Below are 24,773 nucleotides of genomic sequence, written 5' to 3'. Positions count from 1 at the left end.
ACCGATCACCCGGTGACCCGCCGCAGGCGTGTGGAGCGGACGGTGCGTCAGCAGTCCGGGACGCCGGCGATCTTCTCGCCGCCCCGGATGTACAGGTTGTTCACCCAGGCGATGTCGCTGCCCGAGAACTCCATGACCGCGGTCCACCAGTTGTTGGTGCCCACGGCCGGGTCGTGCACCCGCTGGCCCTGCGTCTGGCACACGGCGTCCGCCCACCACTTCGAACGGACCGCGAGACGCGGGGAGTCGGTGGTCGGCTGCTGGCGCAGGTTGACGTCCGTGGCCCAGATGTAGACGTCGGTGAGGGTCGGGTCGCCGCTGTTCGCCACGGCGGCAGGCGCCGCGTGGGCGGTGCCGGCGAGCGCGCCGACGGTGAGCGCGACGGCGGCGAGGCCCATGGTGGTACGGCTGATCAGTCGCTTCATGTGTCTGTCCCCCGTGAGACGTTGATGTGGTCGGGAGTGGTCATGGTCCGGGTCAGCAGCGCGCCGAGGACGGCAGGTCGCCGTACTCGTTGCCCTTGAGGTACACGGCGCTGACGTAGCCCTCGAGGAGCTTCACCCAGACGTCGTTGCTGTAGCCGTTGTCGGTGATGCGCTCGCCACGGGTCCAGCAGTAGGCGCCGAGCGGCTGACCCGCCGGACTCGTGGTGATCTTGCCGTAGGAAGTGCCCGGCCCGTAGCGGACGTTGACATTCTCGTAGGGCACGACCGCGTAGGGCGCCGCCTTGACGCGGGCAACACCCTCCTGGCCGGCGGCCGACGCGGCGGCGGTTCCCGCGGTGAGCGGGCCGAGCAGCGCGAGCGCCCCGGCGCCGACGAGCGCGGCCCTGGCGAAGATGCGAGTGGACATGTCGAGTTCCCCCTGAACTGATGTGCGGCGGTGCGGCTCGTGGCCGACGCTCAGTAATGTAGGGAGCCCTGGGGCGACGCGGTCCCTGACAATTGTCAGGGTCGTCCGGGACGGCGGGGACTTCGCGGAATCGGCCGAGGGCGTTCGGCCACCCCGCCGGATGCGGCCGAAAACCGCTCGACGCCCCTGGCCGCCACTGTCTACGATCCACGGCGCGGCTTCGCGTGCCGGTCACCGGCCGGGTGAGGCATGGAGGCGCCGCGGAGATGCCCGTGGAGGCATTGACCAGTGTCAGTCGAGTTCAATCACACCATCGTCCTGTCCCGGGACCGGGAGAAGTCCGCTCGTTTTCTCGCGGAGATCCTGGGACTCGAGGTCGGGGCACCGGCCGGAGTGTTCCTGCCGGTGACGACCGCCAACGGCGTCACGCTGGACTTTCTCACCATCGACGCCGACATTCCCATGCAGCACTACGCGTTCCTCGTCTCCGAGGAAGAGTTCGACGAGGCCCTCGACCGTCTCGTCGCGGCCCGGATCCCCATCCAGGCCGATCCGCACGGCAACCAGCCGCGCCGGATCAACCGCCACGACGGCGGCCGGGGCGTGTACTTCCTCGACCCGGCGGGCCACGGCCTGGAGATCATCACCCGCCGGTACGGCGCCGACCCGTCCTCCCCGCTGAACGGCGTCACGGAGGACGTGCCAGGGGCGGTCTGAGCCGGCCCGGAAACCACCCTGTCGGCCCCGGTCAGCCGCCGTCCGCCTCGAGCGGCTGGCGAGTCGGCCCGGGGCCGATGTCCGGTGTCCGGTCCCGGAGGGGGAGCAGGAACGGGGTGGCGAGCAGCAGGACACCGGCGAGCGCGATGGCCGTGCGGGGTCCGGTCAGGCCCGCCAGCAGACCCCACAGCGCGGTCACGGCCGCGAGGGTGGCCTTGCCGGTGGCCGACCAGGCGGCAAGGGTGCGGGTGACCCGGCCCGCCGGGGTCCGGTCGAGGCGGTACGTGGCGAACACCGGGTTGAACACGGCGCAGCAGGTGATCAGCCCGAACTCGACCACCATGACCAGCGCCAGCCCGGCCGCGCCGGGGCCGACGAAGGCCAGTCCGAGCGGCCAGCCCGCCCGCAGCATCCCGGCCGTGAGCAGCACCCGGTGCCGGCCGAACCGCGCGACGAGCCGTGGCGCCAGCCGGGAGCCGAGCAGCCCGCCGGTGCAGGGCACCGCGAAGGCGAGGGCGTACTGCCAGGGGGCGAAGTCCAGGTGGTCGACCATCAGGACCAGCAGCGGTGGCGAGGCCGCCAGGACCAGGGCGTTGAACAGGACCGTGTGGAAGAACAGCGGGCGCAGGCCCGGATCGGCCAGGATGTACCGCCAGCCGTCGAGCAGGTCGCCCGCCCGGGGCCGGGTCTCGGCGGACGGGGGCGGGGCAGGGGGTTTCTCGCCGCCGCCGATCGCCCCGATCCCGAGCGCCGAGAGCAGATAGCTCACCGCGTTCGCCACCACGCTCGTCACCGGGCCGAACAGCCCGATCGCGGCCCCGCCCAGCGGCGGCCCCACCATGCTCGCGGTCCAGTTCGTCGCCTCGAACCGCCCGTTCGCGACGAGCAGGTCCCGCCGGGGCACCAAGTCCTTCAGAAACGCCCCGGCCGCCGCGTTGAAGGTGATGTCGGCCGCCGCGACGGCCACCGACACCAGCAGCAACTGACCGAAGCTCAGCCGGTCCAGCGCGAACGCCACGGGGATGCTCAGCAGCACCACGCACCGGACCAGGTCCGTCGTGATCATCACCGGCCGTTTGCGGCGGACCTCCACCCACGGCCCGAGCGGCACCGACACCACCGCGCCGACCGCCGGTCCCACCGCGGCCAGCAGCGCCACCTGCGCCGGACCGGCGTGCAGCGCGAGCACCGCGATCAGGGCGAACGCGTCGAACGCGAGCCAGGTACCGGCCGCGCTGACCGCGTACGCACCCCACAACCACCCGAACCGCCGCCCCAGCGACCGTCTGCCCGCCATACCCGGCGCACACTCCCAGCTCCTGCGGACAACCCCGTGTTGACCGGGAGCCATCCAAGCCAGGACCGGGCCGGGCAAGCAAACAACCGTCCGTCACCCGAGCCACAACCAACCGTTGTGCCTCGGCGGGTCAGCGCTGGTACAGCCCCACCAGCGTCCCGTCCGCGAGCCGGCGCCGCTCGACCTCCTGGTGCACCTGGTCCGCGCCGGGCGCGTCGGGCAGGACGCACGGTTCGGACAGGGCGTACAGCCGGAAGAAATAGTGATGGGCGTCGTCACCCGGCGGGGGATGCGGCCCGCCCCAGCCCTCCTGCCCGTAGCTGTTGACGAGTTCCGTGCCGCCCGGCGGACAGTGCCCGGCCTCGACGCCGTCGCTGTGCGGGTCGATGCCGACCACGACCCAGTGCGCGAAGGTGCCCGACGGGGCGTCGGGGTCCTCGCAGAGCAGGAGCAGCTCGGCCGCGTCGTCCGGTACGCCGCTCCAGGCCAACGGCGGGGAGACGTTCGGTCCCTCGTACGAGTACCGGCGCGCGATGAAGGAGTGGTCGTTGAACGCGTTACTGCTGAGTTCGATGCCGGTCATGTGGCCCGGGGTACCCCTGTGGGACCCGGACATGCGGTGCGGGGCCGATCGCCCGGCCGCCCGGGCCCGATGAGCGGTCACCGGATCATCCGCCCGCCAGCGCCAGCGATCCGTCGGGTTCCAGCCTCACGCCCACGCCGCCGCTGATCCGGTCGAGCGTCGTCCGCAGCCAGGCACGGTCCGCCCCGGAGGCGGGCTCCAGCCGCATCCGCCGTGCCCGCAGCGGCACCATGCGCAGCCCGGCCAGCCGTCCGCCGTCCGCCTCGACCGAGACGAGGAACGCGAGCCGCAGATCGTCGCGGTACTCCTCGTAGCCGGAGATGCCCTCGTAGTCGTCGACGAAGTCGCCGCAGCCGTAGAGGATCAGCCGGTCCCGGTACACCTCCAGCGGGCGGGGGTGGTGCGAGGAGTGCCCGTGGACGACGTCGACACCGCCGTCCACCAGGGCGTGCGCGAAGCGGACCTGCTCCCGGGGCACGCGGAAACCCCAGTTCGAGCCCCAGTGCACGGACACCACGGTGAGATCACCGGTCCGTCCGGCCCGCCGGATGTGCCGCACCACGGCGTCGGCCACGGTGGGCGAGAGCGCGGGCACGTACGCGACCCCCGGCAGCTCCGCCGTCGCCGCCCAGCCGGACGGGATCCCGCTGGAGCGTGCCCCGAGGGCGAACACCAGCAGCCGGCCGCCACCCGGGAGGGGGACCGCGGCGGGTGCGTACGCCTCGCCGGCGGCCCGCCCCGCGCCCGCCGTCCGCAGGCCCGCCCCGGCCAGCGCGTCCAGGGTCTCCAGCAGGCCCGGGCGGCCGAAGTCCAGGACGTGGTTGTTGGCGAGGACGGTCACATCGGGCCGGGCCACGGCCAGGGCCGGCAGGTTGGCCGGGTGCATCCGGTAGTGGATCTCCTTGTCCGGCGCGAACGTACCGCCGCTCGTCACCGACGTCTCCAGGTTCACGATCCGGGCGTCCGGGGCGGACTCGTCCAGCACGCGCAGCGCCTCGCCCCACGGCCAGGAGGGCGGTACGGGCGCGGGCAGCGGACCGTGCGCCGACTCCGTCAGCCGGACATAGGACCGCGCGTCCTCGACGTACGCCTCCCGCAGTGCCGGATCGCAGGGACGCGCCAGGATCTGGTCCACGCCGCGCCCGAGCATCACATCACCGCACAGGAACAGCGTCACGATGCCGCCGCCCACACCTCCACGGTAGGACGACCGCTCAGGCCGCTCAGGCCGCCCAGGTCGCCCAGGCCTCTCAGCCCTCTCAGGCGTCGACCCTCACCGCACACGACCACCCGTACGGATCCGGCCCGATCCGCAGCTCCTCCCACGCCACGGCCGTCGGGACCGACCCGGTGATCGCCACGTCCGCGAGCCCGATGACCGCCAGCCGCACGTCCAGGCCGCCGTCGGCCTCGTCCGCCTCCACGTCCACGGGCACCTGGCCGTACTCCTCCCACCGGAAGATGACCTCGTCCAGCAGCGTGGCCAGCAGATCGTCGTCGCTGGCCTCGGCCAGGCGCACCCGGTCCACGGCGGTGGCCCGCACCCCGGAGACGTCCGCGAAACACTCCACCAACGCCAGTACCGCTTCCGCCAGACAGTGCTCCCGGCACGCCGCCCATGCCTCGATCCGGATGTCACCCGGATGCGGCACCGTCCGGTGCCCGCACTCGCCCGGCTGCCGTCCCTGCCCGCCGTCGCCCGTGTCGCCGCCCATGGACTGCGCTTGCCCGACACCGGCCCACCCATGCAGCGACGGCGGCCGCAGCGGTCAGAGAGGCTCGTCCGCCAGGTACGGCGGAGCCGGGTCGTACTGGATGTAGCGCCGCACGGCCCGCGCGTGATCCCGGCCGTGCAGCCGGCCGACGAGCCACAGCGCGCTGTCGATGCCCGCCGAGACGCCCTGGCTGGTGACCAGGTTGCCGTCCACGACGTAGCGGACGTCCCGGACGACCGTCACATCGCCCCGCGCCTCCAGGGCGTCCTCCTGGCTCCAGTGGGTGGCCACCCGGCGCCCGCGGGCGAGACCCGCCGCGTGCAGCAGGAAGGTGCCGGTGCACACGCCGTGCACCCAGGCGGCCCGCTCCGCCGTCCTCCCGATCCAGTCGGTGACCACCGGGTTGTGCAGCTGGACGTCACGCGCGCCCCGCCCGCCCGGCACATGCAGCACGTCCAGCGGCGGATGGTCGTCCAGGGTGTGGTCGGGCAGCACGCGCAGGCCCTTGTTGCAGCGCACCGGACCGGGATGCTCGGCGACGAGCACCGCCGTGTCGGCGCCGTCGCGCAGCCGGGCCGAGACGGTGAAGACCTCCCAGGGCCCCACGAAGTCGAGCTCCTCGGCTTCCTCGAAGACCAGCAGTCCGTACGTCGTCATACGGTTTCCCCTTCCTCCGGGACGTGGTGGGCGCCTGCGGGTCCCGTGGTGGAGCGGAACCGGGCGCGGTAGTCCGACGGCGCGACGCCGAGCCGGCGGTGGAACGTGCGGCGCAGGGTCTCGGCCGTGGCGAAGCCGCAGCGGCGGGCGATCGCCTCGACCGGCTCGTCCCCCTCGGTCAGCGCGCGCCGGGCGGCCTCGACGCGCACCCGCTCGACATACGCGGCGGGCGGCACGCCCAGCTCGGCGGTGAAGCGGCGCTGGAGGTGACGCGGGCTCAGCCCGGCGTGCGCGGCGAGGGCGGCGATGTCGTGCCGGGCGCCCGGATCGGCGTGGATCGCCCCGACGGCGGCCCGCACCGGGTCCGTCGCCGGCTGCCGCGACCAGAGCGCCACGCTGAACTGCGACTGGCCGCCCGGACGGCGCAGGAACAGCACCAGCCGTCGGGCCACCGCGTGCGCGACGTCCCGGCCCAGGTCGTCCTCCACCAGGGCGAGCGCCAGATCCATGCCGGAGGTCACCCCGGCCGAGGTCCACACCCGCCCGTCCCGCACGAAGATCGGGTCGCAGTCCACCCGCACCTCGGGATGCTCCCGGGCCAGCTGCTCCTCCCGGGCCCAGTGCGTGGTGACCCGCCGCCCGTCGAGCAGCCCCGCGGCGGCCAGCAGGAACACCCCGCTGCACACCGAGGCGACGCGCCGGGCACCGGCCGCCGCGGCGGCGATCCAGGAGACCAGCGCCGCGTCCTCCCGGGCCCGGTCCACACCCCCGCCGCCGACCACCACCAGGGTGTCCGTCGCGGCCGGGTCCAGGTCCGCCACGCCGTGCGCGGCGTGCACGAGCAGCCCGCCGGCCGACCTGACCGGTCCCGGCCGGGACGCCACGATCTCGCAGACGTAGTCGCCCGCACTGTGGAACACCTCGTGCGGGCCGGTGAGATCGAGCGGCTGGAAGCCGTCGAAAACGACGAAGACGATACGACGTGGAGTCACTCGCGCAGTCACCCTTCCACGCTCCGTCCGCCCGGGTCATGGCGTCAACGACACGCATCCCACAGATCGCGCCACGCCACACGCGGGACGTCCGTCGCGGCGTGGGTAGGCGGACGGCGGAACCCGCCAGTGGACCGGGGAGAGGAGGCCTCCGATGATCACCCAGACGGTCACCGTGCCCGCCGGGGGCGCCGCGCTCACCGGTGATCTGAACCTGCCGCCGGACGCCCGCGCGGTCGTGCTGTTCGCGCACGGCAGCGGCAGCTCCCGGCACAGCCCCCGCAACCGCGAGGTCGCCGCCGGCCTGCGCACCGCCGGACTCGGCACCCTGCTGATCGACCTGCTCACCGAGGAGGAGGAACGGCGGGACCTGCGCACCGCCGAACTCCGCTTCGACATCCCCCTGCTGGGACGCCGGCTGGTGGCGGCCATCGACTGGCTGGAGCAGTGGTACGGCACCCAGAGCCTGCCCGTCGTCCTGTTCGGCGCCAGCACCGGTGCGGGCGCGGCCCTGGTCGCCGCCGCCGAACGGCCCGGCCGGGTCCCGGCGGTCGTCTCACGCGGCGGCCGGCCCGACCTGGCGGGCGACGCCCTGGCGGCCGTCCGGGCCCCGGTGCTGCTCATCGTGGGCGGCCGGGACCAGCACGTGCTGCGGCTCAACGAGGAAGCGGCCCGGCGGCTGCACGCCCCGCACACCCTCCACGTGGTGCCCGGCGCCACCCATCTCTTCGAGGAGCCCGGCACGCTGGACCGCGTCACCGAGGCGGCCCGGCAGTGGTGCGACGAACAGCTGAGCACCACGGCGGGCTGACACCGGCCGGACCCGGCCGCCCGTGCGTCGTCCGCCGGGCAGGGGGTACGCGGAGCCCGAGCCGGCCGAGGGCCCACTCCGTGCGGGAAGCAGAGGTGACCGTCATGCGGTTCCGCGATCGACGGCAGGCAGGCCGGGAACTGGCCGAGAAGCTGCGCACCCGGCAGGACGCGGGCGCCCTGCCGCGACCGCTCGTCCTCGCCCTGCCCCGCGGCGGGGTCGCCGTGGCGAGCGAGGTCGCGACGGCGCTGGACGCGCCGCTCGACGTGCTCGTCGTACGGAAGATCGGGGCGCCCTTCCAGGAGGAGTACGGCGTCGGCGCGATGGCCGGGGACGAGGTGCCGCTCCTCGACGAGGACGCCCTGCGTCATCTGGGCCTCGGCGTGGCCGACCTCGCCCCCGTCATCGAGCGGGAGCGCGCGGAACTGCGCCGCCGCGAGCGGCTGTACCGGCAGGGCCGTCCCGCGCCCGACCTGCGCGGACGGACGGTGATCGTCGTCGACGACGGCCTGGCGACCGGTTCCACGGCCCGCGCCGCGCTGCGCTCCGTACGCCGTCGGGCGCCCGCACGGCTGGTGCTGGCCGCGCCGGTGTGCTCGCCGGAGGCGGCGGAACTGATGCGCGCCGAGGCCGACGAGGTGCTCTGCCTGCACCAGCCGGCCGCGTTCATGGCCGTGGGCCTTTGGTACGAGAACTTCGACCAACTGACGGACCAGGACGTCCTGGAGGCGCTCCACGTGCAGCTGTGACCATTTGTTCACCTTGCAGGACTGGCGGAAATCGGCCAAGACAGACGACTATGTGCCATCCCCACACCTGCACCAGGAGTAACAAGTGAACGTCTCGCTGTCCGTGTGGCTGCTGACGGTGGCAGCCCTGTGCGTGCTCGTCGCCGTCGACTTCTTCGTCGGCCGCAAGCCCCACGACGTGTCCATCAAGGAAGCCGGGACGTGGACGGTGGTGTGGATCGTCCTGGCCGTGCTGTTCGGGCTGGGGCTCTGGTACTTCGGTGGGAGCGGGCCCACGGGTGAGTTCTTCGCCGGGTACATCACCGAGAAGTCACTGAGCGTGGACAACCTCTTCGTGTTCGTCCTGATCATGGGGAAGTTCGCGGTGCCCTCGCAGTACCAGCAACGGGTGCTGATGGTCGGCGTGCTGATGGCCCTGGTGCTGCGAGCGATCTTCATCGCGGCCGGCGCGGCGATCATCTCCGCCTTCTCCTGGGTGTTCTACATCTTCGGCGCCTTCCTGATCTGGACCGCGTGGAAGCTGGTCCAGGACGCGCGCAAGGACCAGCACGAGGAGGAGTACCAGGAGAACAAGCTGCTGAAGATGGCGGAGGAGCGTTTCGGGGTGGCCGACCGCTACCACGGCACGAAGCTGTTCATCATCGAGAACGGCAAGCGGATCATGACCCCGATGCTGGTCGTGATGCTCGCGATCGGCTCCACCGACGTGCTGTTCGCCCTCGACTCCATCCCCGCGATCTACGGCCTCACCCAGGACCCGTACATCGTGTTCACCGCGAACGCCTTCGCCCTGATGGGCCTGCGCCAGCTGTACTTCCTCATCGGCGGCCTGCTGAAGAAGCTGGTCCACCTCTCCTACGGCCTGTCGATCATCCTCGGCTTCATCGGCGTGAAGCTGGTGCTGCACGCGCTGCACGAGTCGGGCGTGCACGTCCCCGAGATCAGCATCCCCTTCTCGCTCGGGTTCATCCTGCTGGTCCTGACGGTCACGACGATCACCAGCCTGCGGGCCTCGAAGAAGCAGGAGGCCGAGGAGGCGGAGGAGCGCGCGGGCGACTCCCGATAGGCCCTGCACGCGGTGTGCGTCAGACGACGCCGTCCGCGCGCAGTGCCGCCACCTCCTCGTCGGTGCGGCCCAGTTCGGTGAGGATCGCCCGGGTGTGCTCGCCGGCCGCCGGTACGGGATCCATGCGCGCGGGCAGGCCCGCGAGGTCGGCCGGCGGGAGCAGGGCTTCGACGGTGGCGCCCGGCACCGCGACCTCGGTCCAGCGGCCGCGGCCGGCCAGCACCGGGTGGTCCAGGAACGCGGCGACGTCGTTGACCCCGGCGCAGGCGATGCCGATGCGCTCCAGGTCCTTGAGGATCTCGTCGGAGCCGGAGCGGGCGAAGCGGCCGGCGACGACGGTGTCGAGTTCCTCGCGGTGGGCGACGCGGTCGGAGGCGGTGGCGAAGCGCGGATCGTCCACCAGCTCCGGCCGGCCGAGGAACTCCGCGCACAGGGCCGCCCATTCCCGCTCGTTCTGGATGGAGAACAGCACCTCCTTGCCGTCGGCGGCCGGGTACGTCCCGTACGGCGCGATGGTGGCGTGCTGCGTACCGAGGCGCGGGGGCTGGGTGCCGCCGTGCCGGGTGTAGTAGGCGGGCTGGCCCATCCACTCCGCGAGCGCCTCGAACAGGGACACCTCCACCGGGTGGGCCTCGCCGGTGGTGGCGCGGGTGTAGAGGGCGGTGAGGACGCCGCTGTAGGCGTACATCCCGGCGGCAATGTCGGCCACGGAGATCCCGGTCCGGGCGGTCCCCTCCGGGGTTCCCGTCAGGGACACCAGCCCGGTCTGGCACTGCACGAGCAGGTCGTAGGCCTTGCGGTCGGCCCAGGGGCCGGTCGTGCCGTAGCCCGAGATCGTGCAGGGGATCAGGCCGGGGCGGTGGCTCGTGACGGTCTCCGCGTCCAGGCCGAGCCGGCCGGCCGCGCCCGGGGCGAGGTTCTGCACGAACACATCGGCGCCGTCGAGGAGGTCGTGCAGGATCTCGCGGCCGCGAGGGTCCTTGAGGTCCAGCGTGAGGGACTCCTTGGACCGGTTGAGCCACACGAAATAGCTGGAGTGGCCGTGCACGGTCGTGTCGTAACGGCGGGCGAAATCGCCACCGCCCGGCCGCTCCACCTTGATCACACGCGCACCGAGGTCGGCGAGCTGCCGGGTGGCGTACGGCGCGGCCACGGCCTGCTCCACACTGACCACCGTGACCCCGGACAGGGGATAGCGCTGCACGCTCATGCCTCATGCTCCTGAACCTCGTACGGACGGCGCCCGGACAGTCTCCCCCGGGCACCGGGCCGTGGCACGGGCCAGGGACGCGATCTGGATCACGACGGGGTGTATCACAACAGGGTGGTTCCCGCGCGGCCGGTGGGCTAGGGGCGGGCCAGGTGCCGCATGGCCAGGGCCAGTTGGAGCCGGAGTCGGCCCTGTGGGGTGCGTACCGGCCAGCCGAGCAGGTGCTCCGCGTGGGTCAGCCGGTCCTGGAGCGTGGAGTGGTGGACGTTGATCCCTGTGGCTGCCGCCCGCAGGCTCGCCGTGGACGCGACCGCATGCAGCGTGGCCAGCAGCCAGGGCGTGGTCGCCGCGGCCGTTTCCAGGGCACGGACGTCGGGCGGCGGCTCCGCGCCCCGTACGACGAGGTCGGCGAGCAGGGCGATCCCGCCCAGCTCATCGGCGTACACGACCCGTGACCCGGGGTCCTGCGGGGTGCCCTCGGCGGTGAACCGCAGGGCGGTACGGGCCGCCGCCCATGACCGGGGCAGTTCGAGAACGGGCACGGCGGGCCCGACGCCGAGCCGGCCGGCAGCGAAGCGGGCGTCCGTTGGAACCGGCTCCCCGTGTCGGGCACCTTCCGTCCCGGCGGGTACGACCCGAGGCCGGTGGTCCAGCGGGGCGAGAACCCGCGCCGATGCCGCCGCGTCCAGTCCGAGCCGACGAGCGGCGTACAGGCGCGCCCGCTCCGGGGCCGTGGCATCCAGGAGGGTCTCCACCAACGCCGGGTCATCTGCCGGGGCCCGACCACGCGTACGGTCGAGAACGAGCCGCAGGGCGACGGCGGCGCGTTCGAGTATCACTGCGTCGACGACGCTGGGGGAGGGCACGGCGGGTTCCGCGTCGGCCACGCCGGGTTGGGCTCCGGCTTGCGCTGCGACGACCTGGCCGGGTGCGGTCCCGGTCTGTTTGGTGCCGACCCGGTCAGGTACGGCCTCGGCCTGCTGGGAGACGACCCTGCTTGGTGTGGCCCCGCCATGCTCTGCGGTGGCCATGCCGGGTCCGGCCCCGGTGGGCGTCGCGATGACCCGGCCGGGTGCGGCCTCCTCCCGCTCCGCGTCGACCCGGTTGGGTGTGGCTTCGGCGTCCTCCGTGACGACCACGCCGGGTTCTGCCCCGCCCTGCTCGTCATCGACCCGGCTTGGCGTTGCCCCATCCTGCTCTCTGATGGCCACGCCGGGTGCGGCCCCCGCCTGCCCCGCGACGCCCCTGCCGGGTCCGGCCCCGGCCTCCTCCACGGCGCCCCTGCCGGGTCCGGCCCCGGCCTCCTCCACGGCGCCCCTGCCGGGTCCGGCCCCGGCCTCCTCCACGGCGCCCCCGCCGGGTCCGGCCCCGGCCCCCTCCACGCCGCCCCCGTCCCGCTCCGCCCCGCCGCGTTCCAGCCACAGGATCGCCGGTCCGTTCGGGCTCAGTCGGGCCGAAGGCCAGGTGGGGTTCGGTGGGGTCTCGGTGTCCTGGCGGGTGCCGTCGGGCCGTACGCGGACGTGGACGCGTCGCTCGGGGTCCACCAGCCGGGCCGGGCAGCCGGACAGGACGGCGGCGCCGCGTACGAGTGCCTCGACACCGGCCCTGGACTCGGCCAGGCGGTCGAAGTAGGCGATGACCCGGACCGCCGCACCGGCATCCGGGTCGAGCGCGGTCAGGCGTCCGGCCAGCTCTTTCATAGGCCTATGGTGCGCCATGCGGCTGCCCGGCCAGGAGAGAAGCCCGCGGTCACCCGTTCAGAAGCCTCCGCAGCCAGTCCACATGCGCCGCCCGGGCCGACTGGGACAGCGCCGCCTGGGGCGCGAAACCGTCGAAGCCGTGGAAGCCGCCCGGCCAGACGTGGAGTTCGGCCACGCCACCGGCCTGCCAGATGCGCGAGGCGTAGGCGACGACCTCGTCGCGGAAGGTCTCCGCCGAGCCGACGTCGAGGAAGGCCGGGGGCAACCCCGTCAGGTCCTCGGCACGGGCCGGCGCCGCGTACGCCGGTACGTCGGGCCCGCCGCGCCGCGAGCCCAGCAGCGCGGTCCAGCCGGTCTCGTTGGCGGTCCGGTCCCACACCCCGAGGCCAGCCATCTGGTACGTCGACGGCGAGTCGTTGCGGTCGTCGAGCATCGGGCACATCAGGACCTGCCCGATCGGCCGCGGTCCCTTGCGGTCCCGGGTGAGCAGGGCCAGCGCCGCGCACAGCCCGCCGCCCGCGCTCGCCCCCGCGACGACGATCCGCTCGGGGTCGGCGCCGAGTTCGTCGGCGTGGTCGGCCGTCCACAGCAGCCCGGCGTACACGTCCTCGACCGGCGCGGGATGCGGATGCTCCGGCGCCAGCCGGTACTCCACGGACACCACGACCGCGTCCAGCACCTGCGCCCACGCCAGCGGGACGTCGACCCCGACCCGGTTGTTCCCGATGACCATGCCGCCGCCGTGCACGTGGTAGATGACGGGCCGCGCGCCGGCGGTCGCCGGAGCGGTCGGCCGGCAGATCAGCAGGGATATGTCGGGCTCGCCCTGCGGACCGGGCACCTGCCGGTCCTCCACCTCGAACGTCCCGCCCATCGTCAGGTCCAGCTCGGCCAGCAGCGCGATGCCCGGGCCCTGGCGCACCTCGGCGATCTGGTCCGGCGTGAGACCCGGGCTGATCATGTCCTTGATCAGCTCCAGGGCACCCGAGAGTTCGGGGTCGAACGGTGGCGGAACATGCGTCATGGCGTCTCCTCACGCGAGGTCACGGCGGCTCGTGCTGCCATGGTCGGCCCGCCGCCCCGGCCGCGGGCGCCGCCGAGCGGCGGAACCTGCCCGCCGTACGGCGGGTGGCGCCCGGACGACGGGTCAGGGCGGCCGCTGCGGACGCGGCGACCGGCACGCACCCCTTCCACCACCAGCCGATGGCGTCACCAACATACGCGCAGGTCATGTACGCGATGGTGAGCCTCCGGACCCGGCGGAGCCCGAGCGCTCAGCGGCTCGCCGTGTCCGACCGTGCCGGAGCGGAGCCGGAGGCGGGCCCGCTGCGGGAGACGACGCGCGTCCCGCAACCGTCGACGAGACGGACCTGCAGCGAACCGCACCCGCAGCGTGTCCACTCCGTGCGGCCCGTGGCGGTGGTGTGCCGGGACAGCACCTGGAACGGCTCGCCCCCGTCCGGCCGGCCGCAGTGCGGGCAGGCGGGGGAGTGGGTGCTGGTCATGACTGACTCCTCGTACGTCGTGGCTGGTTGACCGTCGCGACACAGCCAGGGTGCGTCGAGATCTCCGTACACGTCCAGGTTGACTTTATGGATGTCATTGTGAAGCGTGACCTACATGATTGACCTGCGCAGGCTGCACGTCCTCAGGGCCGTCTCCCACTACGGCACGGTCACCGCCGCCGCCCGGGCCCTGCACTTCACCCCGTCCGCCGCCTCCCAGCAGATCCGGCAGCTCGCCCGTGACCTGGACGTCGAACTGCTGGAGCCCCAGGGGCGCGGGGTGCGCCTCACCCCGGCCGCCGAGAGCCTCCTGGCGCACGCCGACGCCATCCAGGCCCGCTGGGACCTGGCCGAACTCGATCTACGGGCCGACCATGGAGCGCCCTCCGGGGTGCTGCGCGTGACCGGTTTCCCCGTGGCGATCTCGGTGCTGCTCGCCCCGATGGCGGCCCGGCTGGGCGAGCGGCATCCGCGGCTGTCCGTACGGATCGCCGAGGTGGGTGTCCCGGAGAGCTTCGACCTGCTCTTCGAGGGGGAGACCGATCTCGCGATCGTCGAGGCCACCCCGCTCAACCCGCCGCTGAGCGATGCGCGGTTCGACCAGCAGCCGCTGCTGGACGACCCGTTCGACCTGGTCGTCCCCGAAGGGCACCGGCTCGCCGGGCGGGCCCGGGTCGATCTCGCCGAGGCGGCGCGCGAGGTGTGGATCGCGCCGGTGGAGGACAGTCCCTGCCGTCCGCACGTCCTGTCCGCGTGCGGCGCGGCGGGGTTCACGCCCGACGTCGTCCACCACGCCCTCGACTGGAACGTCACCGCACACCTGGTCGCCCACCGGCTCGGCGTCGCCCTCGTCCCGCGTCTGGCCCACCTGACCCCGCACCTGCCGATCACCCGGGTCCGCTGCACGGGCAACCCCCACCGCAAGCTCCTGACCTGCACCCGCGGCGGCGGCCACGCCCGCCCGGCGGTCACTGCGGCCCTGCGGGAACTGCGCGAACTGGCTCCTACGGCGGTCGCCTGACCCGCCCCCAGCGCATGCGTCGGGGATCGCCCGAGGGGCGGACCCTCAGCGCCCCGGCGCCCCCACCCGGAGCCCGTCCATGACGAAGTCCAGCAGCCGGGTGGCGCGCGGCTGCCAGTCGGTGTGGGGGTCGATCGTCCAGAGGCCGCCGATCGTGAGGAAGAGATCGTCCGCGGTGATCCCCGGGCGGATGGTGCCGGCCTGTTCGGCGGCACGCAGCAGCAGTTCGGCCGCCTCCGTCACCGGGGTGTGTCCCGGCTTCGCGGGCTGCCCCGGTGCGCTCGTGGCCTGGCGGATGGCGTCGGCCAAGCCCGCCTTGGTCATGGCGAACCGCGCGAGCCGGTCCATCCACTCGCGCAGCGCCCGGTCGGGTTCCCGGCTCTCCAGCAGGGGTGCGGCGCTGTCGGCGACCTGCCGCATCTCGTGGCGGTAGATCTCCAGGACCAGTGCCTCACGGCTGGGGAAGTGGCGGTAGAAGGTGCCCTGCCCGACGCATGCCTTCTTGGCGATCGAACTCAGCGGCGCGTCCGCCGAACGCGTCAGTTCGGCCAGTGCCACTTCCAGGATGCGCTCGCGATTGCGCTGCGCGTCCGAGCGCAGAGGAGCGTCCTTCTTCTGCCGCACTCGCCCTCCTCGCGATCCCATGGCCGAAACTCGGCCCTTGTTAAGCGGACAGTTGTCCGTTACGTTTTCGGGTAACGGACAACTGTCCGCTTGCTCCATCGTATCGGTGTGCCGTCCGCGCGGACAGCCCGCGCTCCTGCCTCCTGTGCCTCCTGGCCTCGCGACACTGAGAGAGAAGGCTTCCATGCCCCCATCGACGTCCAGCGACCTCACCCTGTCCGTCAACGGCGAGAAGTACACGCTGACCGTCGACCATCGCACCACGCTGCTCGACGCCCTGCGCGAACGACTCGATATGACCGGCACGAAAAAAGGCTGTGATCAGGGGCAGTGCGGCGCCTGCACCGTCCTGGTCGACGGCCGCCGGAGCGTCGCCTGTCTGCAGCTGGCCGTGGCGGCCGAAGGGCGCGAGATCACCACCATCGAAGGCGTGGCCGAGGGCGACCGGCTGCACCCGGTGCAGCAGGCGTTCCTCGAACTGGACGGTTACCAGTGCGGCTACTGCACGCCGGGACAGATCTGTTCGGCCATCGCGATGATCGAGGAGCACGCGGCCGGCTGGCCGAGCGCAGCCACCGACGACGTACGGCCCGAGGCGGGACCACCCACGTTGACGCCGGAAGAAATACGGGAGCGCATGAGCGGCAACCTCTGCCGCTGCGGCGCGTACGTGTCGATCGTCCAGGCCGTGGCCCGCGCCGCGGAGTCCAAGGGAGCGGCGGTATGAGGGAGTTCGGCTACCAGCGGGCGTACGACGTCTCCGGCGCCGTGGCGCTGCTCGAAGGCGACCGGGAAGCCCGCTTCCTGGGCGGCGGCACCAACCTGGTCGACCTGATGAAGACCGGCGTCGAGCGGCCCGCCCTCCTCGTCGACGTACGCGAACTGCCCCTGAACCGCGTCGAGCCCACCGAGGACGGCGGGCTGCGCATCGGGGCCACCGTCACCAACAGCGACCTCGCGGCCCATCCCGAAGTCCGGCGCCGCTACCCGGCGTTGGCGCAGGCCGTGCTGGCCGGTGCCTCCGGGCAGCTGCGCAACATGGCCACCGTCGGCGGCAACCTGCTCCAGCGCACCCGCTGCGGCTACTTCGCCGACGTCAGCGCCCCCTGCAACAAGCGCAGCCCGGGCAGCGGCTGCCCTGCGATCGAGGGCGAGCACCACAACCACGCCGTCCTCGGCGCCTCCGACCACTGCGTGGCCACCCATCCCTCCGACATGGGCGTGGCACTGGCCGCCTTCGACGCGACCGTGTCCTACGAGACGGCGGACGGGCCGGGGGAGATGCCACTCGCCGACTTCTACCTGCCGGTGGGGGAGACTCCGCACCTGGAGACCGCCCTGCCGCCGGGCGCGCTGATCACCGGCGTCACCCTGCCGCCCGCCCCGGTCGCGGCCCACTCCCGCTACCGCAAGGTCCGCGAGCGCGCCTCCTACGCCTTCGCCATCGGCTCGATCGCCGCCGCGCTCGACGTCCGCGACGGCGTCGTGCACGACGTGCGCCTGGCCTTCGGGGCCGTCGCCTCCCGCCCCTGGCGGGCCCGCGCGGCCGAAGGCGTCCTGCTCGGCGCACCCGCCGACGCCGAGACCTTCGCGGCCGCCGCGGAACTCGAACTGGCCGCCGCCAGGCCCCTGCCTCACAACGGATACAAGGTGACCCTGATGCGCAACCTCGTCGTCGCCGTGCTGAGCGAACTCGCCGAGGAGGCCACCCGATGACCACCGCCACCAGGGGCTCCGTCGGCTCCGCGCACACCCGCGTGGAAGGCCGCGACAAGGTCACCGGAACGGCTCGCTACGCCGGTGAGATCCCCTTCGCCGACCTCGCCCACGGCTGGCTGGTGCTGTCCACCGTCGCCCGCGGCCGCGTCCGTGCCCTGGACACCGACGCCGTGCTCGGCATGCCCGGCGTCCTCACCGTGCTCCACCACGAGAACGCCCCGCGCGTCGACACCGACTACTCCGGGCTGATGGGCATGTCCCCGGACCCGAGCATCGCCCTCTTCCAGCACGACCGGGTGGCCCATCTGGGCTGGCCGGTGGCGCTGGTCGTCGCCGAGACGTCCGAGCAGGCCCGGGAGGCCGCCGAGTCCCTCCAGATCGACTACGAGCAGGAGCCGCACGACGTCGCGTTCTCCGCCGAGCGGGAGACCGAGGCGTACGCGCTCGACGGCCATATGCCGGGCGTGGTCGAGAAGGGCGACCTAGAGGCCGAACTCGCGGCGTCCGCGGTCGTGCTGGACGCGGAGTACACCACTCCGGAGGAACACCACAACCCGATGGAGCCGCACGCGGCGACGGCCCGCTGGGAGGGCGGCCGGCTCGAGGTCGTCGACTCCAACCAGGGCACCACCTGGGTCGCCGGCGAACTCGCCAGCCTCTTCTCCCTCGACCCGGCCTCCGTGCGGGTGCGGTCCGAGCACGTCGGCGGCGGCTTCGGCAGCAAGGGCGTCCGTGCGCACCAGGTGGGCGCCGTGATGGCCGCGACCGTTCTGCAACGCCCGGTCAGGGTCGTCATGACCCGCCGGCAGATGTTCTCGCTCGCCGGGTACCGCAGCCCCACGGCCCAGCGGGTCAGGCTCGGTGCGGACGCGGACGGGCGGCTGCGCGCGCTGGAGCACCGGTCCCTGAACCTCACCTCGACCGTGCACGAGTTCGTCGAGCCGAGCGCCGCGGCGGGCCGGTCGATGTACGCCGCCGACGCCCACCACACGGCCAGCCGGCTCGTGCGGCTCGACGTGCCGACCCCGACGTGGATGCGCGCCCCCGGCGAGGCGCCGGGCTCGTTCGCGCTGGAGTCGGCGCTCGACGAACTCGCCGAGCGGTGCGGCCTCGACCCGATCGAGCTGCGCGTCCGCAACGAGCCCGAGGTGGGCCCGGTGTCCGGCCTGCCGTTCGGCAGCCGCAACCTGATCGCCTGCTTCCGCGAGGGCGCCCGCCGGTTCGCCTGGGCGGACCGGGACCCGCGGCCGGGAGTGCGCCGCGACGGCCGCTGGCTGCTCGGCACGGGCACCGCCGCCGCCTCCTTCCCCGCCGGAGCCATGCCCTCCACGGCGGCCGTCACCGCGGAGGCGGACGGCACCTTCACGGTGCGGATCAACGCCGCGGACATCGGCACCGGCGCCAGGACCGCGCTCACGCTGGTCGCCGCCGACGCCCTGGAAGTGGCGACGGACCGCGTCCGGGTCCGCATCGGGAACAGCGACCTCGGCCCGGCGATGATCGCCGGCGGCTCGATGGGCACCCGCTCCTGGGCCTGGGCCGTCACGGCCGCCGCCGACGAACTGCGCCAGAGCCTCGCGCCGGGCGCCGACATCCCGCCGGAGGGCATCACCGTACGGTCCGACACGACCGAGGCCATCGGTGCCCTCGCCCAGAAGGAGCGGCATTCCTTCGGGGCGCAGTTCGCCGAGGTCGCCGTCGATCCGGCCACCGGCGAGGTCCGCGTCCGCCGGATGCTGGGCATCTTCGCGGCCGGCCGGATCGTCAACCCGCTCACCGCCCGCAACCAGTTCGTCGGCGGCATGACCTGGGGCATCTCCATGGCCCTGCACGAGGAAGCCGTACGGGACCGGGCCAGCGGCGGCCTCTACGGCGCCGACCTCGCGGGCTACCACGTCGCCGCGCACGCCGACGTGCCCCACATCGAGGCCGACTGGGTCGACGACCCCGACCCGGACGACCCGGTGGGCATCAAGGGCATCGGTGAGATCGGCATCGTGGGTGCCGCCGCGGCGGTCGCCAACGCCGTGTGGCACGCGACCGGTGTACGCCACCGGAACCTGCCGATCCGGCCCGACCGTGTCTTGATGGCGGGCGGCGATGCTTGACCTGGCCGGGCAGCTGCACGAGTGGATCGAGGAGGGCCGGGAGTTCGCCGTCGCCACGGTCGTCGCCGTCGGCGGCAGCGCCCCGCGCCCTCCCGGCGCCGCCCTGGCCGTCCGCGCCGACGGCACCGCCATCGGCTCGGTCTCCGGGGGCTGTGTGGAAGGAGCCGTGTACGACCTCTGCCTCCAGGCCCTCCAGGAGGGCGAGACCCTCGTCGAGCGGTTCGGCTACAGCGACGAGGACGCCTTCGCCGTGGGTCTGACCTGCGGCGGAACCATCGACGTCATGATCACCCCGTACGACGCCTCCAGGACACCCCAGACGGCCGCGCTGTCGGCCGCCGCCCGTGGCGAGCCGGTGGCCCTGGCCCGGGTGGCCCAGGGGCCCGCCGACCTCCTCGGCCGGGCGTTGCTCGTACGCCCCGACGGCTCGCACGAGGGCGGCCTCGGCGGCACCCCGGACCTCGACCGCACGGCGATCGGCCAGGCCCGCGCCCTGCTGGACACCGGCCGCACGGGCACGGTCGAGCTCTCCGAGGACGGCTCGCACTGCCCGGGCGGTCTCACCCTGCTCGTGGAGTCGGCCGTGCCGCCGCCCCGCATGATCGTCTTCGGCGCGATCGACTTCGCGGCGGCCCTGGTACGGGCGGGGAAGCTGCTCGGTCATCACGTCACCGTGTGCGACGCCCGCCCCGTCTTCGCCACCCGGGCCCGCTTCCCCGACGCCGACGAGATCGTCGTGGACTGGCCCCACCGCTATCTGCGGGCGACGGAGACCGACGGACGCACGGTGCTGTGCGTACTCACCCACGACGCGAAGTTCGACGTGCCCCTGCTGACGGAGGCCCTGCGCCTGCCGGTCGCCTATGTCGGCGCCATGGGCTCCCGCCGCACCCACCAGGACCGCGACCGGCGCCTGCGGGAAGCGGGCGTCGGCGAGCGCGAGCTGGCCCGGCTGAGGTCGCCGATCGGACTCGACCTGGGGGCCCGTACGCCCGAGGAGACCGCCGTGTCCATCGCGGCGGAGATCGTCGCGGCACGGCGGGGCGGAACGGGTCTGCCGCTCACCGGCTCGGGCACCCCGATCCACCGGGCCGAGCAGCTGCCCCAAGCGGTCTGACACCGCCGAGAACACGCCGGAGGGGCCGCGGCCCGCAACGGCCGCGGCCCCTCCCCGGCACCGCTCGCACCGGTCGTGTGACGGGTCAGGCGGCGGCGGTCTCCGTGGCCTGGCCGTGCAGACGGGTGATGACCTCGGTCAGCTGCGCGGCGACCTCGGCGTCGTCGGCCGGGTGCGTCTCGGCGAAGCGGGTCAGCGAGCCGGGGATGGACACCTTGACGTCCTCCAGCACCTTGGCGCCGGCGATGCCCACGGACTTGCGGGTCTCGTCGTGCGCCCAGACACCGCCGAACTGGCCGAAGGCGGTGCCGACCACGGCGACCGGCAGGCCGCTGAGGGCGCCGGCGCCGTACGGGCGGGACAGCCAGTCGATGGCGTTCTTCAGGACGGCCGGGATGGTGCCGTTGTACTCGGGCGTGAACAGGATCAGACCGTCGGCCGCCTCGGCGGCCTCGCGCAGCTTCACTGCGGCGGCCGGAACGCTGCCCTCGACGTCGATGTCCTCGTTGTAGAAGGGGATCTCGGCGAGGCCCTCGAAGAGGTTCACCTCGGCACCCTCGGGGGCGAGCTTGACGGCCGCCTCGGCGAGCTGGCGGTTGTGCGACCCGGCGCGAAGGCTGCCGACGAGCGCGAGGATGCGAACAGACATGCTGACTCCCACGTAGAGAAAGACTGCTGCGAAACACAGCCGTTACGATCCGGACCGAGGTCCGTTTATTGTTCTAGCATCATAACCGGACCGCGGTCCAGTTTTGTTCCCGATGCTTTACGCTGGCTTCATGTCCACCGCCCCGCCCCCTTTCCCGACGCCTCAGGAGCCCGTCGCCCTTCCCGAGCTGCTCCAGCTCGGGACCGCCCCGGAGGCCGACGAGCCGTGCCTGCGGGCCGACGCCGCGCGCAACCGGGCCCGGCTGCTGGAGGCCGCCGGGCGGCTGGTGGCGGAGCGCGGCGCGGACGCCGTCACGATGGAGGCGGTGGCCGCGGCGGCCTGCGTCGGCAAGGGCACGGTCTTCCGCCGGTTCGGCGATCGCACCGGCCTGCTGACGGCCCTGCTCGACCACTCCGAGAAGAAGTTCCAGGCCGCGTTCCTCAGCGGCCCGCCGCCGCTCGGACCCGGCGCGCCGCCCGTGGAGCGGCTGCGGGCGTTCGGCCGCGCGATGCTGCACCGGTCCAGCGAAGACCTGGAGCTGCAGCTGGCGGCGGAGCCGGGCGCGAACCGCCGTTTCATCAGCCCGGCGCGCAGCGTGCTGCGCCACCACGTGGCCATGCTCCTGCGGCAGGCGATCCCCGAAGCGGACTGCGAACTCCTCTCCCACACCCTGATGGGCCAGCTCGACCCGGCCCTGATCCACCACCTGACCAAGCAGTGCGGGATACCCCTGACCCGCCTCGAGGAGGCGTGGACCGACCTGGTCGACCGGCTGACGGGCGCGGAATCCACCCGCTAGAAGCGCCCGCCGCCCCTCGTGAACGCTCACGGCTTCGTCACAACTCCCCCGCCGGAAGCGCGCATTGAGGCTTCTGCCAAGATGCCGTACGTCATGGTGCAGATACCGAAAACGCCCGCGCCCCCGTCCCCCGCACCGATGCGCTCCGTACCCACGAGCGCCGATGTGGCCCGCCTGGCCGGCGTCTCGCGCGCGACCGTCTCCTACGTCCTCAACAACACCAGCGCCGTACGGATCAGCGAGCCCACGCGCCGCCGGGTCCACGAGGCCGCGAAGGAACTCGGGTACGTGCCGCACGCGGCGGCCCGCTCCTTGCGCGCCGGGCACAGCCGCATGGTCCTGATCCCCGCGCCGACCTTCCCCGTCGGCCCGCTCTACAGCCGGTTCCTCACCGACCTCCAGGTCGCGCTCAGCGCCCTGGACTACACGGTGGTGCAGTACGGCACCGGCGGCCCGCACGGCGACGACGCCGCCCGTGCCTGGGCCGAACTGCGGCCCGTGGCCGTGCTGGTGCCCGGTTCCGGACTCGGTCCGCAAGGAGTGGCGGTGCTCAAGCGCTCCGGGGCACGGGCCGTGGTCACCCTCGGCCCCGAGACCATCGAGGGCGCGCACGCCCTGCTCATGGACCACGATGTCGTCGGCTACAGCGCGGGCGCCCACCTCTACGACCGCGGCCGCCGCCGGATCGGCGTCGTCGTCCCGCAGGAAACCGGCCTCGAGGCGTTCTCCGCGCCCCGGCTCGACGGTGTGCGCCAGTCCCTGCGCGGCACCGACGCCACGGTGACGGAACTGCCCCTCGCCTACGAGGAACAGGCCGCGGTGCGCCTCGCCGCCCGCTGGCGGACCCTCGGTCTGGACGCCGTGTTCACCTACAACGACGAGTACGCGATGCTGCTGATGCGGGCCCTGCAGGACGAGGGCATCCGCATCCCGGAGGAGACGGCCGTGGTCGGCGCCGACGATCTGATGCTCGGCCGGCTGCTGCGGCCGCGGCTGAGCACGGTCCACCTGGAACTGCCCTCCGGCCGTGAACTCGCCGAACTGGTCGACCGCGCCGTGCGCAAACCCGGGACCGAGCCCGAGACGCACAAGGTGCTGGGCGCGACGGTGCTGCACCGCGACTCGAGCTGACCCGACCGGAGGGCAACTCCTCGGCAGACGGCCGGAATTGCCCGGCCGACGGAACGGCGCCGGTCATCGCCCTGAGGCATGACTAGGATGTTGCATCATCAACAAAATGGGGGCGCGTGCGAACGCGGCCGCAGCCCACACGGCTGCCCCGGATCGCCGCGCCCCGCCCTGTGACCGCCGAACCGGCCACGTTCTCACGGGAGTTCCACCCACCCCGTACCCGTACGCCGGTGACCGATCGATCCGGAGAGCCGTCATGCCGTTGCTCGACACCAGGACCTGGCAGCCCCGCACACTGGCGGGGCCCGGGTACACCGTCACCGAGCCCGCCACTGGCGGGGCCCTCGGCACCCTCGCCCTCGCCACCCCCGGGGATGTCGGCGCCGCCGCCGGGCGGGCGGCCGCCGCCCAGCGCGAGTGGGCCCGCGCCCCGCACTTCGCCCGCGCCGCCGTACTCCGCAAGGCGGGCGACCTGTTCACCGCGCACGCCGCCGAACTGCGCGAATGGATCGTCCGCGAGTCCGGTTCCGTCCCCGGCAAGGCCGACTTCGAACTGCACGTCGCGGCCCAGGAGTGCTACGAGGCCGCCGCCCTCGCCTCCCGCCCGGCCGGCCAGGTCCTGCCCAGCGAGGCGCCGCGCCTGTCGTACACGCGCCGCGTCCCGGCCGGTGTGGTGGGTGTGATCTCCCCGTTCAACGCCCCGCTGATCCTGTCCATCCGCTCCGTCGCGCCGGCCCTGGCCCTGGGCAACGCGGTCCTCCTGAAGCCGGACCCGCGCACGGCCGTCTGCGGAGGCCTGGCCCTGGCCGCGGTCTTCGCCGCCGCGGGCCTGCCCGATGACCTGCTGCACGTGCTCCCCGGCGGCCCGGACGCCGGACAGGCCCTGGTCTCCGACCCCCGCGTGCCGGTCATCTCCTTCACGGGCTCCACCGCCGCCGGACGGGCCGTCGGCGAGGCCGCCGGGCGTCACCTCAAGCGGGCCCACCTGGAACTGGGCGGCAACTCGGCCATGATCGTGCTGGAGGACGCCGACCTCGACGCGGTGATCTCCACCGCCGCCTGGGGCTCGTTCTTCCACCAGGGCCAGATCTGCATGACGACCGGACGCCACCTGGTGCACGCGTCCCTCTACGACGAGTACGTCGAGCGGCTGGCCGCCAAGGCGGACTCCCTGGCCGTCGGCGACCCGTACCGCGACCAGGTCCACCTGGGCCCCATCATCGACTCCGGGCAGCTCGACAAGATCAGCGGCCTGGTCGACTCCAGCAGGGCCGCGGGCGCCAAGATCGCCGCGGGCGGCACGCACGACCGGCTCTTCTACCGGCCCACCGTCCTCGCCCACGTCGACGACCGCACCCCGGCGTACACGGAGGAGGTCTTCGGCCCGGTGGCGCCCGTGCGCTCCTTCAGCACCGCCGACGAGGCGGCGGCCCTCGCCGCGCAGAGCCCGTACGGCCTCTCCCTGGGCATCGTCACCAGGGACACAGCCCGCGGCCTGGACCTCGCCGACCGCATACCGACCGGCATCGTCCACATCAACGACCAGACCGTGAACGACGAGGCCGTGGCGCCGTTCGGCGGGGTGGCCGCCTCCGGCACCGGCGCCCGCTTCGGCGGCGAGGCCAATCTGGAGGCCTTCACCGAGCTGCGCTGGACGACGGTGCGCGCGGAGGTGGCCCCGTACCCCTTCTAGGCCGGACACGACTTCCAGGCCGGAAACGACGCAGGGCCTGGCCCGGCCGGGCATTCTC

The 24,773-nt window shown here is 73.3% G+C and carries 26 protein-coding genes and 1 pseudogene; 12 read left to right on the top strand and 15 right to left on the bottom strand.

Going from position 1 to position 24,773, the window contains the following annotated elements:
* Positions 1-47: 47 nt before the first annotated feature.
* Together ACFT4A_RS40945 and ACFT4A_RS40940 are read right to left on the bottom strand one after the other, a co-directional pair.
* Positions 48-425: a peptidase M23 gene (locus ACFT4A_RS40945; RefSeq protein ID WP_382841319.1), complete on the bottom strand. Its 378-nt coding sequence runs from the start codon at positions 423-425 to the stop codon at positions 48-50.
* Positions 426-477: 52 nt separating this feature from the next.
* The gene (locus ACFT4A_RS40940; protein ID WP_189722426.1) at positions 478-852 is read right to left on the bottom strand and encodes an SH3 domain-containing protein; all 375 of its coding nucleotides are present in this window, start codon (positions 850-852) and stop codon (positions 478-480) included.
* 288 nt (positions 853-1,140) lie between these two features.
* On the opposite strand from ACFT4A_RS40940, the gene ACFT4A_RS40935 reads away from it, so the two are divergent.
* On the top strand, positions 1,141-1,569 hold the full coding sequence (locus ACFT4A_RS40935) for a VOC family protein (protein WP_382841316.1): 429 nt from the start codon (positions 1,141-1,143) through the stop codon (positions 1,567-1,569).
* Positions 1,570-1,600: 31 nt separating this feature from the next.
* On the opposite strand, the gene ACFT4A_RS40930 is transcribed toward ACFT4A_RS40935, so the two are convergent.
* The 6 genes from ACFT4A_RS40930 to ACFT4A_RS40905 form a co-directional block, all read right to left on the bottom strand.
* Positions 1,601-2,866 carry an MFS transporter gene (locus ACFT4A_RS40930; RefSeq protein ID WP_382841313.1) on the bottom strand — a complete coding sequence of 422 codons (1,266 nt, stop codon included), beginning with the start codon at positions 2,864-2,866 and terminating at the stop codon, positions 1,601-1,603.
* A gap of 130 nt (positions 2,867-2,996) precedes the next feature.
* On the bottom strand, positions 2,997-3,449 hold the full coding sequence (locus tag ACFT4A_RS40925; RefSeq protein WP_382841310.1) for a YbhB/YbcL family Raf kinase inhibitor-like protein: 453 nt from the start codon (positions 3,447-3,449) through the stop codon (positions 2,997-2,999).
* An 85-nt stretch (positions 3,450-3,534) separates the two neighbouring features.
* A complete protein-coding gene (locus ACFT4A_RS40920) occupies positions 3,535-4,641 on the bottom strand; it encodes a CapA family protein (protein ID WP_382841308.1) in 1,107 nt (368 codons plus the stop codon).
* 67 nt (positions 4,642-4,708) lie between these two features.
* Positions 4,709-5,164, bottom strand: a complete 456-nt coding sequence (locus ACFT4A_RS40915; RefSeq protein ID WP_382841305.1) for an archease — start codon at positions 5,162-5,164, stop codon at positions 4,709-4,711.
* Positions 5,165-5,218: 54 nt separating this feature from the next.
* Entirely contained in the window at positions 5,219-5,821 is a 603-nt protein-coding gene (locus ACFT4A_RS40910; RefSeq protein ID WP_382841302.1) for a DJ-1/PfpI family protein, read from the bottom strand.
* Entirely contained in the window at positions 5,818-6,813 is a 996-nt protein-coding gene (locus ACFT4A_RS40905) for a GlxA family transcriptional regulator (RefSeq protein ID WP_382841300.1), read from the bottom strand. Before ACFT4A_RS40905 ends, ACFT4A_RS40910 begins: the two co-directional genes overlap by 4 nt.
* 154 nt (positions 6,814-6,967) lie before the next feature.
* Between ACFT4A_RS40905 and ACFT4A_RS40900 the strand changes: the two genes are divergently transcribed.
* From ACFT4A_RS40900 to ACFT4A_RS40890, 3 genes are all read left to right on the top strand, one after another.
* Entirely contained in the window at positions 6,968-7,624 is a 657-nt protein-coding gene (locus ACFT4A_RS40900) for a dienelactone hydrolase family protein (RefSeq protein ID WP_382841297.1), read from the top strand.
* Positions 7,625-7,728: 104 nt separating this feature from the next.
* On the top strand, positions 7,729-8,373 hold the full coding sequence (locus ACFT4A_RS40895; RefSeq protein WP_382841295.1) for a phosphoribosyltransferase: 645 nt from the start codon (positions 7,729-7,731) through the stop codon (positions 8,371-8,373).
* A gap of 85 nt (positions 8,374-8,458) precedes the next feature.
* Positions 8,459-9,439 (top strand): TerC family protein, encoded by a 981-nt coding sequence (locus ACFT4A_RS40890; RefSeq protein ID WP_382841292.1) that lies wholly within the window; start codon positions 8,459-8,461, stop codon positions 9,437-9,439.
* Positions 9,440-9,458: 19 nt separating this feature from the next.
* Here ACFT4A_RS40890 and ACFT4A_RS40885 read toward each other — a convergent pair whose 3' ends face one another.
* The 5 genes and pseudogenes from ACFT4A_RS40885 to ACFT4A_RS40865 all read right to left on the bottom strand — a co-directional run bounded on the left by ACFT4A_RS40885 (position 9,459) and on the right by ACFT4A_RS40865 (position 13,854).
* Positions 9,459-10,649, bottom strand: coding sequence for a CaiB/BaiF CoA transferase family protein (locus ACFT4A_RS40885; protein WP_382841289.1), 1,191 nt, complete (start codon positions 10,647-10,649; stop codon positions 9,459-9,461).
* A gap of 137 nt (positions 10,650-10,786) precedes the next feature.
* Positions 10,787-11,506: pseudogene (locus ACFT4A_RS40880) on the bottom strand (helix-turn-helix domain-containing protein); the annotation flags it as partial.
* Positions 11,507-12,398: 892 nt separating this feature from the next.
* The gene (locus ACFT4A_RS40875) at positions 12,399-13,373 is read right to left on the bottom strand and encodes an alpha/beta hydrolase (RefSeq protein ID WP_382841286.1); all 975 of its coding nucleotides are present in this window, start codon (positions 13,371-13,373) and stop codon (positions 12,399-12,401) included.
* Positions 13,374-13,392: 19 nt separating this feature from the next.
* A complete protein-coding gene (locus tag ACFT4A_RS40870) occupies positions 13,393-13,581 on the bottom strand; it encodes a hypothetical protein (protein WP_382841284.1) in 189 nt (62 codons plus the stop codon).
* 42 nt (positions 13,582-13,623) lie between these two features.
* Positions 13,624-13,854, bottom strand: a complete 231-nt coding sequence (locus ACFT4A_RS40865; protein WP_382841281.1) for a hypothetical protein — start codon at positions 13,852-13,854, stop codon at positions 13,624-13,626.
* A gap of 115 nt (positions 13,855-13,969) precedes the next feature.
* Here ACFT4A_RS40865 and ACFT4A_RS40860 point away from each other — a divergent pair, with 115 nt between their 5' ends.
* On the top strand, positions 13,970-14,875 hold the full coding sequence (locus tag ACFT4A_RS40860; RefSeq protein WP_382841323.1) for a LysR family transcriptional regulator: 906 nt from the start codon (positions 13,970-13,972) through the stop codon (positions 14,873-14,875).
* A gap of 45 nt (positions 14,876-14,920) precedes the next feature.
* Here the strand turns inward: ACFT4A_RS40860 and ACFT4A_RS40855 are convergent, their stop codons facing one another.
* Positions 14,921-15,499, bottom strand: coding sequence for a TetR/AcrR family transcriptional regulator (locus ACFT4A_RS40855; RefSeq protein ID WP_382841279.1), 579 nt, complete (start codon positions 15,497-15,499; stop codon positions 14,921-14,923).
* 184 nt (positions 15,500-15,683) lie between these two features.
* Between ACFT4A_RS40855 and ACFT4A_RS40850 the strand changes: the two genes are divergently transcribed.
* The 4 genes from ACFT4A_RS40850 to ACFT4A_RS40835 are packed head-to-tail and all read left to right on the top strand — an operon-like array spanning position 15,684 to position 20,443.
* Positions 15,684-16,226, top strand: a complete 543-nt coding sequence (locus tag ACFT4A_RS40850; protein ID WP_382841277.1) for a (2Fe-2S)-binding protein — start codon at positions 15,684-15,686, stop codon at positions 16,224-16,226.
* Positions 16,223-17,215: an FAD binding domain-containing protein gene (locus tag ACFT4A_RS40845; protein ID WP_382841275.1), complete on the top strand. Its 993-nt coding sequence runs from the start codon at positions 16,223-16,225 to the stop codon at positions 17,213-17,215. The genes ACFT4A_RS40850 and ACFT4A_RS40845 overlap by 4 nt, the downstream gene beginning before the upstream one ends.
* The gene (locus ACFT4A_RS40840) at positions 17,212-19,326 is read left to right on the top strand and encodes a xanthine dehydrogenase family protein molybdopterin-binding subunit (protein ID WP_382841273.1); all 2,115 of its coding nucleotides are present in this window, start codon (positions 17,212-17,214) and stop codon (positions 19,324-19,326) included. Before ACFT4A_RS40845 ends, ACFT4A_RS40840 begins: the two co-directional genes overlap by 4 nt.
* Positions 19,319-20,443, top strand: coding sequence for an XdhC family protein (locus ACFT4A_RS40835; protein WP_382841271.1), 1,125 nt, complete (start codon positions 19,319-19,321; stop codon positions 20,441-20,443). The genes ACFT4A_RS40840 and ACFT4A_RS40835 overlap by 8 nt, the downstream gene beginning before the upstream one ends.
* Before the next feature lie 85 nt (positions 20,444-20,528).
* Here the strand turns inward: ACFT4A_RS40835 and ACFT4A_RS40830 are convergent, their stop codons facing one another.
* A complete protein-coding gene (locus ACFT4A_RS40830) occupies positions 20,529-21,092 on the bottom strand; it encodes an NADPH-dependent FMN reductase (RefSeq protein ID WP_215116992.1) in 564 nt (187 codons plus the stop codon).
* A 130-nt stretch (positions 21,093-21,222) separates the two neighbouring features.
* On the opposite strand from ACFT4A_RS40830, the gene ACFT4A_RS40825 reads away from it, so the two are divergent.
* From ACFT4A_RS40825 to ACFT4A_RS40815, 3 genes are all read left to right on the top strand, one after another.
* The gene (locus ACFT4A_RS40825) at positions 21,223-21,891 is read left to right on the top strand and encodes a TetR/AcrR family transcriptional regulator (RefSeq protein ID WP_382841268.1); all 669 of its coding nucleotides are present in this window, start codon (positions 21,223-21,225) and stop codon (positions 21,889-21,891) included.
* A gap of 81 nt (positions 21,892-21,972) precedes the next feature.
* On the top strand, positions 21,973-23,022 hold the full coding sequence (locus ACFT4A_RS40820; RefSeq protein ID WP_382841266.1) for a LacI family DNA-binding transcriptional regulator: 1,050 nt from the start codon (positions 21,973-21,975) through the stop codon (positions 23,020-23,022).
* A 256-nt stretch (positions 23,023-23,278) separates the two neighbouring features.
* Entirely contained in the window at positions 23,279-24,715 is a 1,437-nt protein-coding gene (locus ACFT4A_RS40815) for a benzaldehyde dehydrogenase (RefSeq protein ID WP_382841263.1), read from the top strand.
* The last annotated feature ends 58 nt before the right edge of the window (positions 24,716-24,773 follow it).

The organism is Streptomyces sp. NPDC057099 (assembly GCF_042671245.1).
Classification (GTDB): domain Bacteria; phylum Actinomycetota; class Actinomycetes; order Streptomycetales; family Streptomycetaceae; genus Streptomyces; species Streptomyces purpurascens.
The sequence above is the reverse complement of the archived record's forward strand: the minus strand, read 5'-3'. Positions and strand labels throughout refer to the sequence as shown.

What these genes read in the sequence shown, in the direction of transcription:
- ACFT4A_RS40900 (WP_382841297.1), top strand. Translation starts at nt 6,968, where the DNA reads ATGATCACCCAGACGGTCACCGTGCCCGCCGGGGGCGCCGCGCTCACC.
- ACFT4A_RS40820 (WP_382841266.1), top strand. Translation starts at nt 21,973, where the DNA reads ATGCCGTACGTCATGGTGCAGATACCGAAAACGCCCGCGCCCCCGTCC.
- ACFT4A_RS40925 (WP_382841310.1), bottom strand. Translation starts at nt 3,449, where the DNA reads ATGACCGGCATCGAACTCAGCAGTAACGCGTTCAACGACCACTCCTTC.
- ACFT4A_RS40840 (WP_382841273.1), top strand. Translation starts at nt 17,212, where the DNA reads ATGACCACCGCCACCAGGGGCTCCGTCGGCTCCGCGCACACCCGCGTG.
- ACFT4A_RS40865 (WP_382841281.1), bottom strand. Translation starts at nt 13,854, where the DNA reads ATGACCAGCACCCACTCCCCCGCCTGCCCGCACTGCGGCCGGCCGGAC.
- ACFT4A_RS40845 (WP_382841275.1), top strand. Translation starts at nt 16,223, where the DNA reads ATGAGGGAGTTCGGCTACCAGCGGGCGTACGACGTCTCCGGCGCCGTG.
- ACFT4A_RS40815 (WP_382841263.1), top strand. Translation starts at nt 23,279, where the DNA reads ATGCCGTTGCTCGACACCAGGACCTGGCAGCCCCGCACACTGGCGGGG.
- ACFT4A_RS40930 (WP_382841313.1), bottom strand. Translation starts at nt 2,866, where the DNA reads ATGGCGGGCAGACGGTCGCTGGGGCGGCGGTTCGGGTGGTTGTGGGGT.
- ACFT4A_RS40940 (WP_189722426.1), bottom strand. Translation starts at nt 852, where the DNA reads ATGTCCACTCGCATCTTCGCCAGGGCCGCGCTCGTCGGCGCCGGGGCG.
- ACFT4A_RS40885 (WP_382841289.1), bottom strand. Translation starts at nt 10,649, where the DNA reads ATGAGCGTGCAGCGCTATCCCCTGTCCGGGGTCACGGTGGTCAGTGTG.
- ACFT4A_RS40915 (WP_382841305.1), bottom strand. Translation starts at nt 5,164, where the DNA reads ATGGGCGGCGACACGGGCGACGGCGGGCAGGGACGGCAGCCGGGCGAG.
- ACFT4A_RS40860 (WP_382841323.1), top strand. Translation starts at nt 13,970, where the DNA reads ATGATTGACCTGCGCAGGCTGCACGTCCTCAGGGCCGTCTCCCACTAC.
- ACFT4A_RS40850 (WP_382841277.1), top strand. Translation starts at nt 15,684, where the DNA reads ATGCCCCCATCGACGTCCAGCGACCTCACCCTGTCCGTCAACGGCGAG.
- ACFT4A_RS40910 (WP_382841302.1), bottom strand. Translation starts at nt 5,821, where the DNA reads ATGACGACGTACGGACTGCTGGTCTTCGAGGAAGCCGAGGAGCTCGAC.
- ACFT4A_RS40875 (WP_382841286.1), bottom strand. Translation starts at nt 13,373, where the DNA reads ATGACGCATGTTCCGCCACCGTTCGACCCCGAACTCTCGGGTGCCCTG.
- ACFT4A_RS40895 (WP_382841295.1), top strand. Translation starts at nt 7,729, where the DNA reads ATGCGGTTCCGCGATCGACGGCAGGCAGGCCGGGAACTGGCCGAGAAG.
- ACFT4A_RS40825 (WP_382841268.1), top strand. Translation starts at nt 21,223, where the DNA reads ATGTCCACCGCCCCGCCCCCTTTCCCGACGCCTCAGGAGCCCGTCGCC.
- ACFT4A_RS40945 (WP_382841319.1), bottom strand. Translation starts at nt 425, where the DNA reads ATGAAGCGACTGATCAGCCGTACCACCATGGGCCTCGCCGCCGTCGCG.
- ACFT4A_RS40870 (WP_382841284.1), bottom strand. Translation starts at nt 13,581, where the DNA reads ATGACCTGCGCGTATGTTGGTGACGCCATCGGCTGGTGGTGGAAGGGG.
- ACFT4A_RS40830 (WP_215116992.1), bottom strand. Translation starts at nt 21,092, where the DNA reads ATGTCTGTTCGCATCCTCGCGCTCGTCGGCAGCCTTCGCGCCGGGTCG.
- ACFT4A_RS40835 (WP_382841271.1), top strand. Translation starts at nt 19,319, where the DNA reads ATGCTTGACCTGGCCGGGCAGCTGCACGAGTGGATCGAGGAGGGCCGG.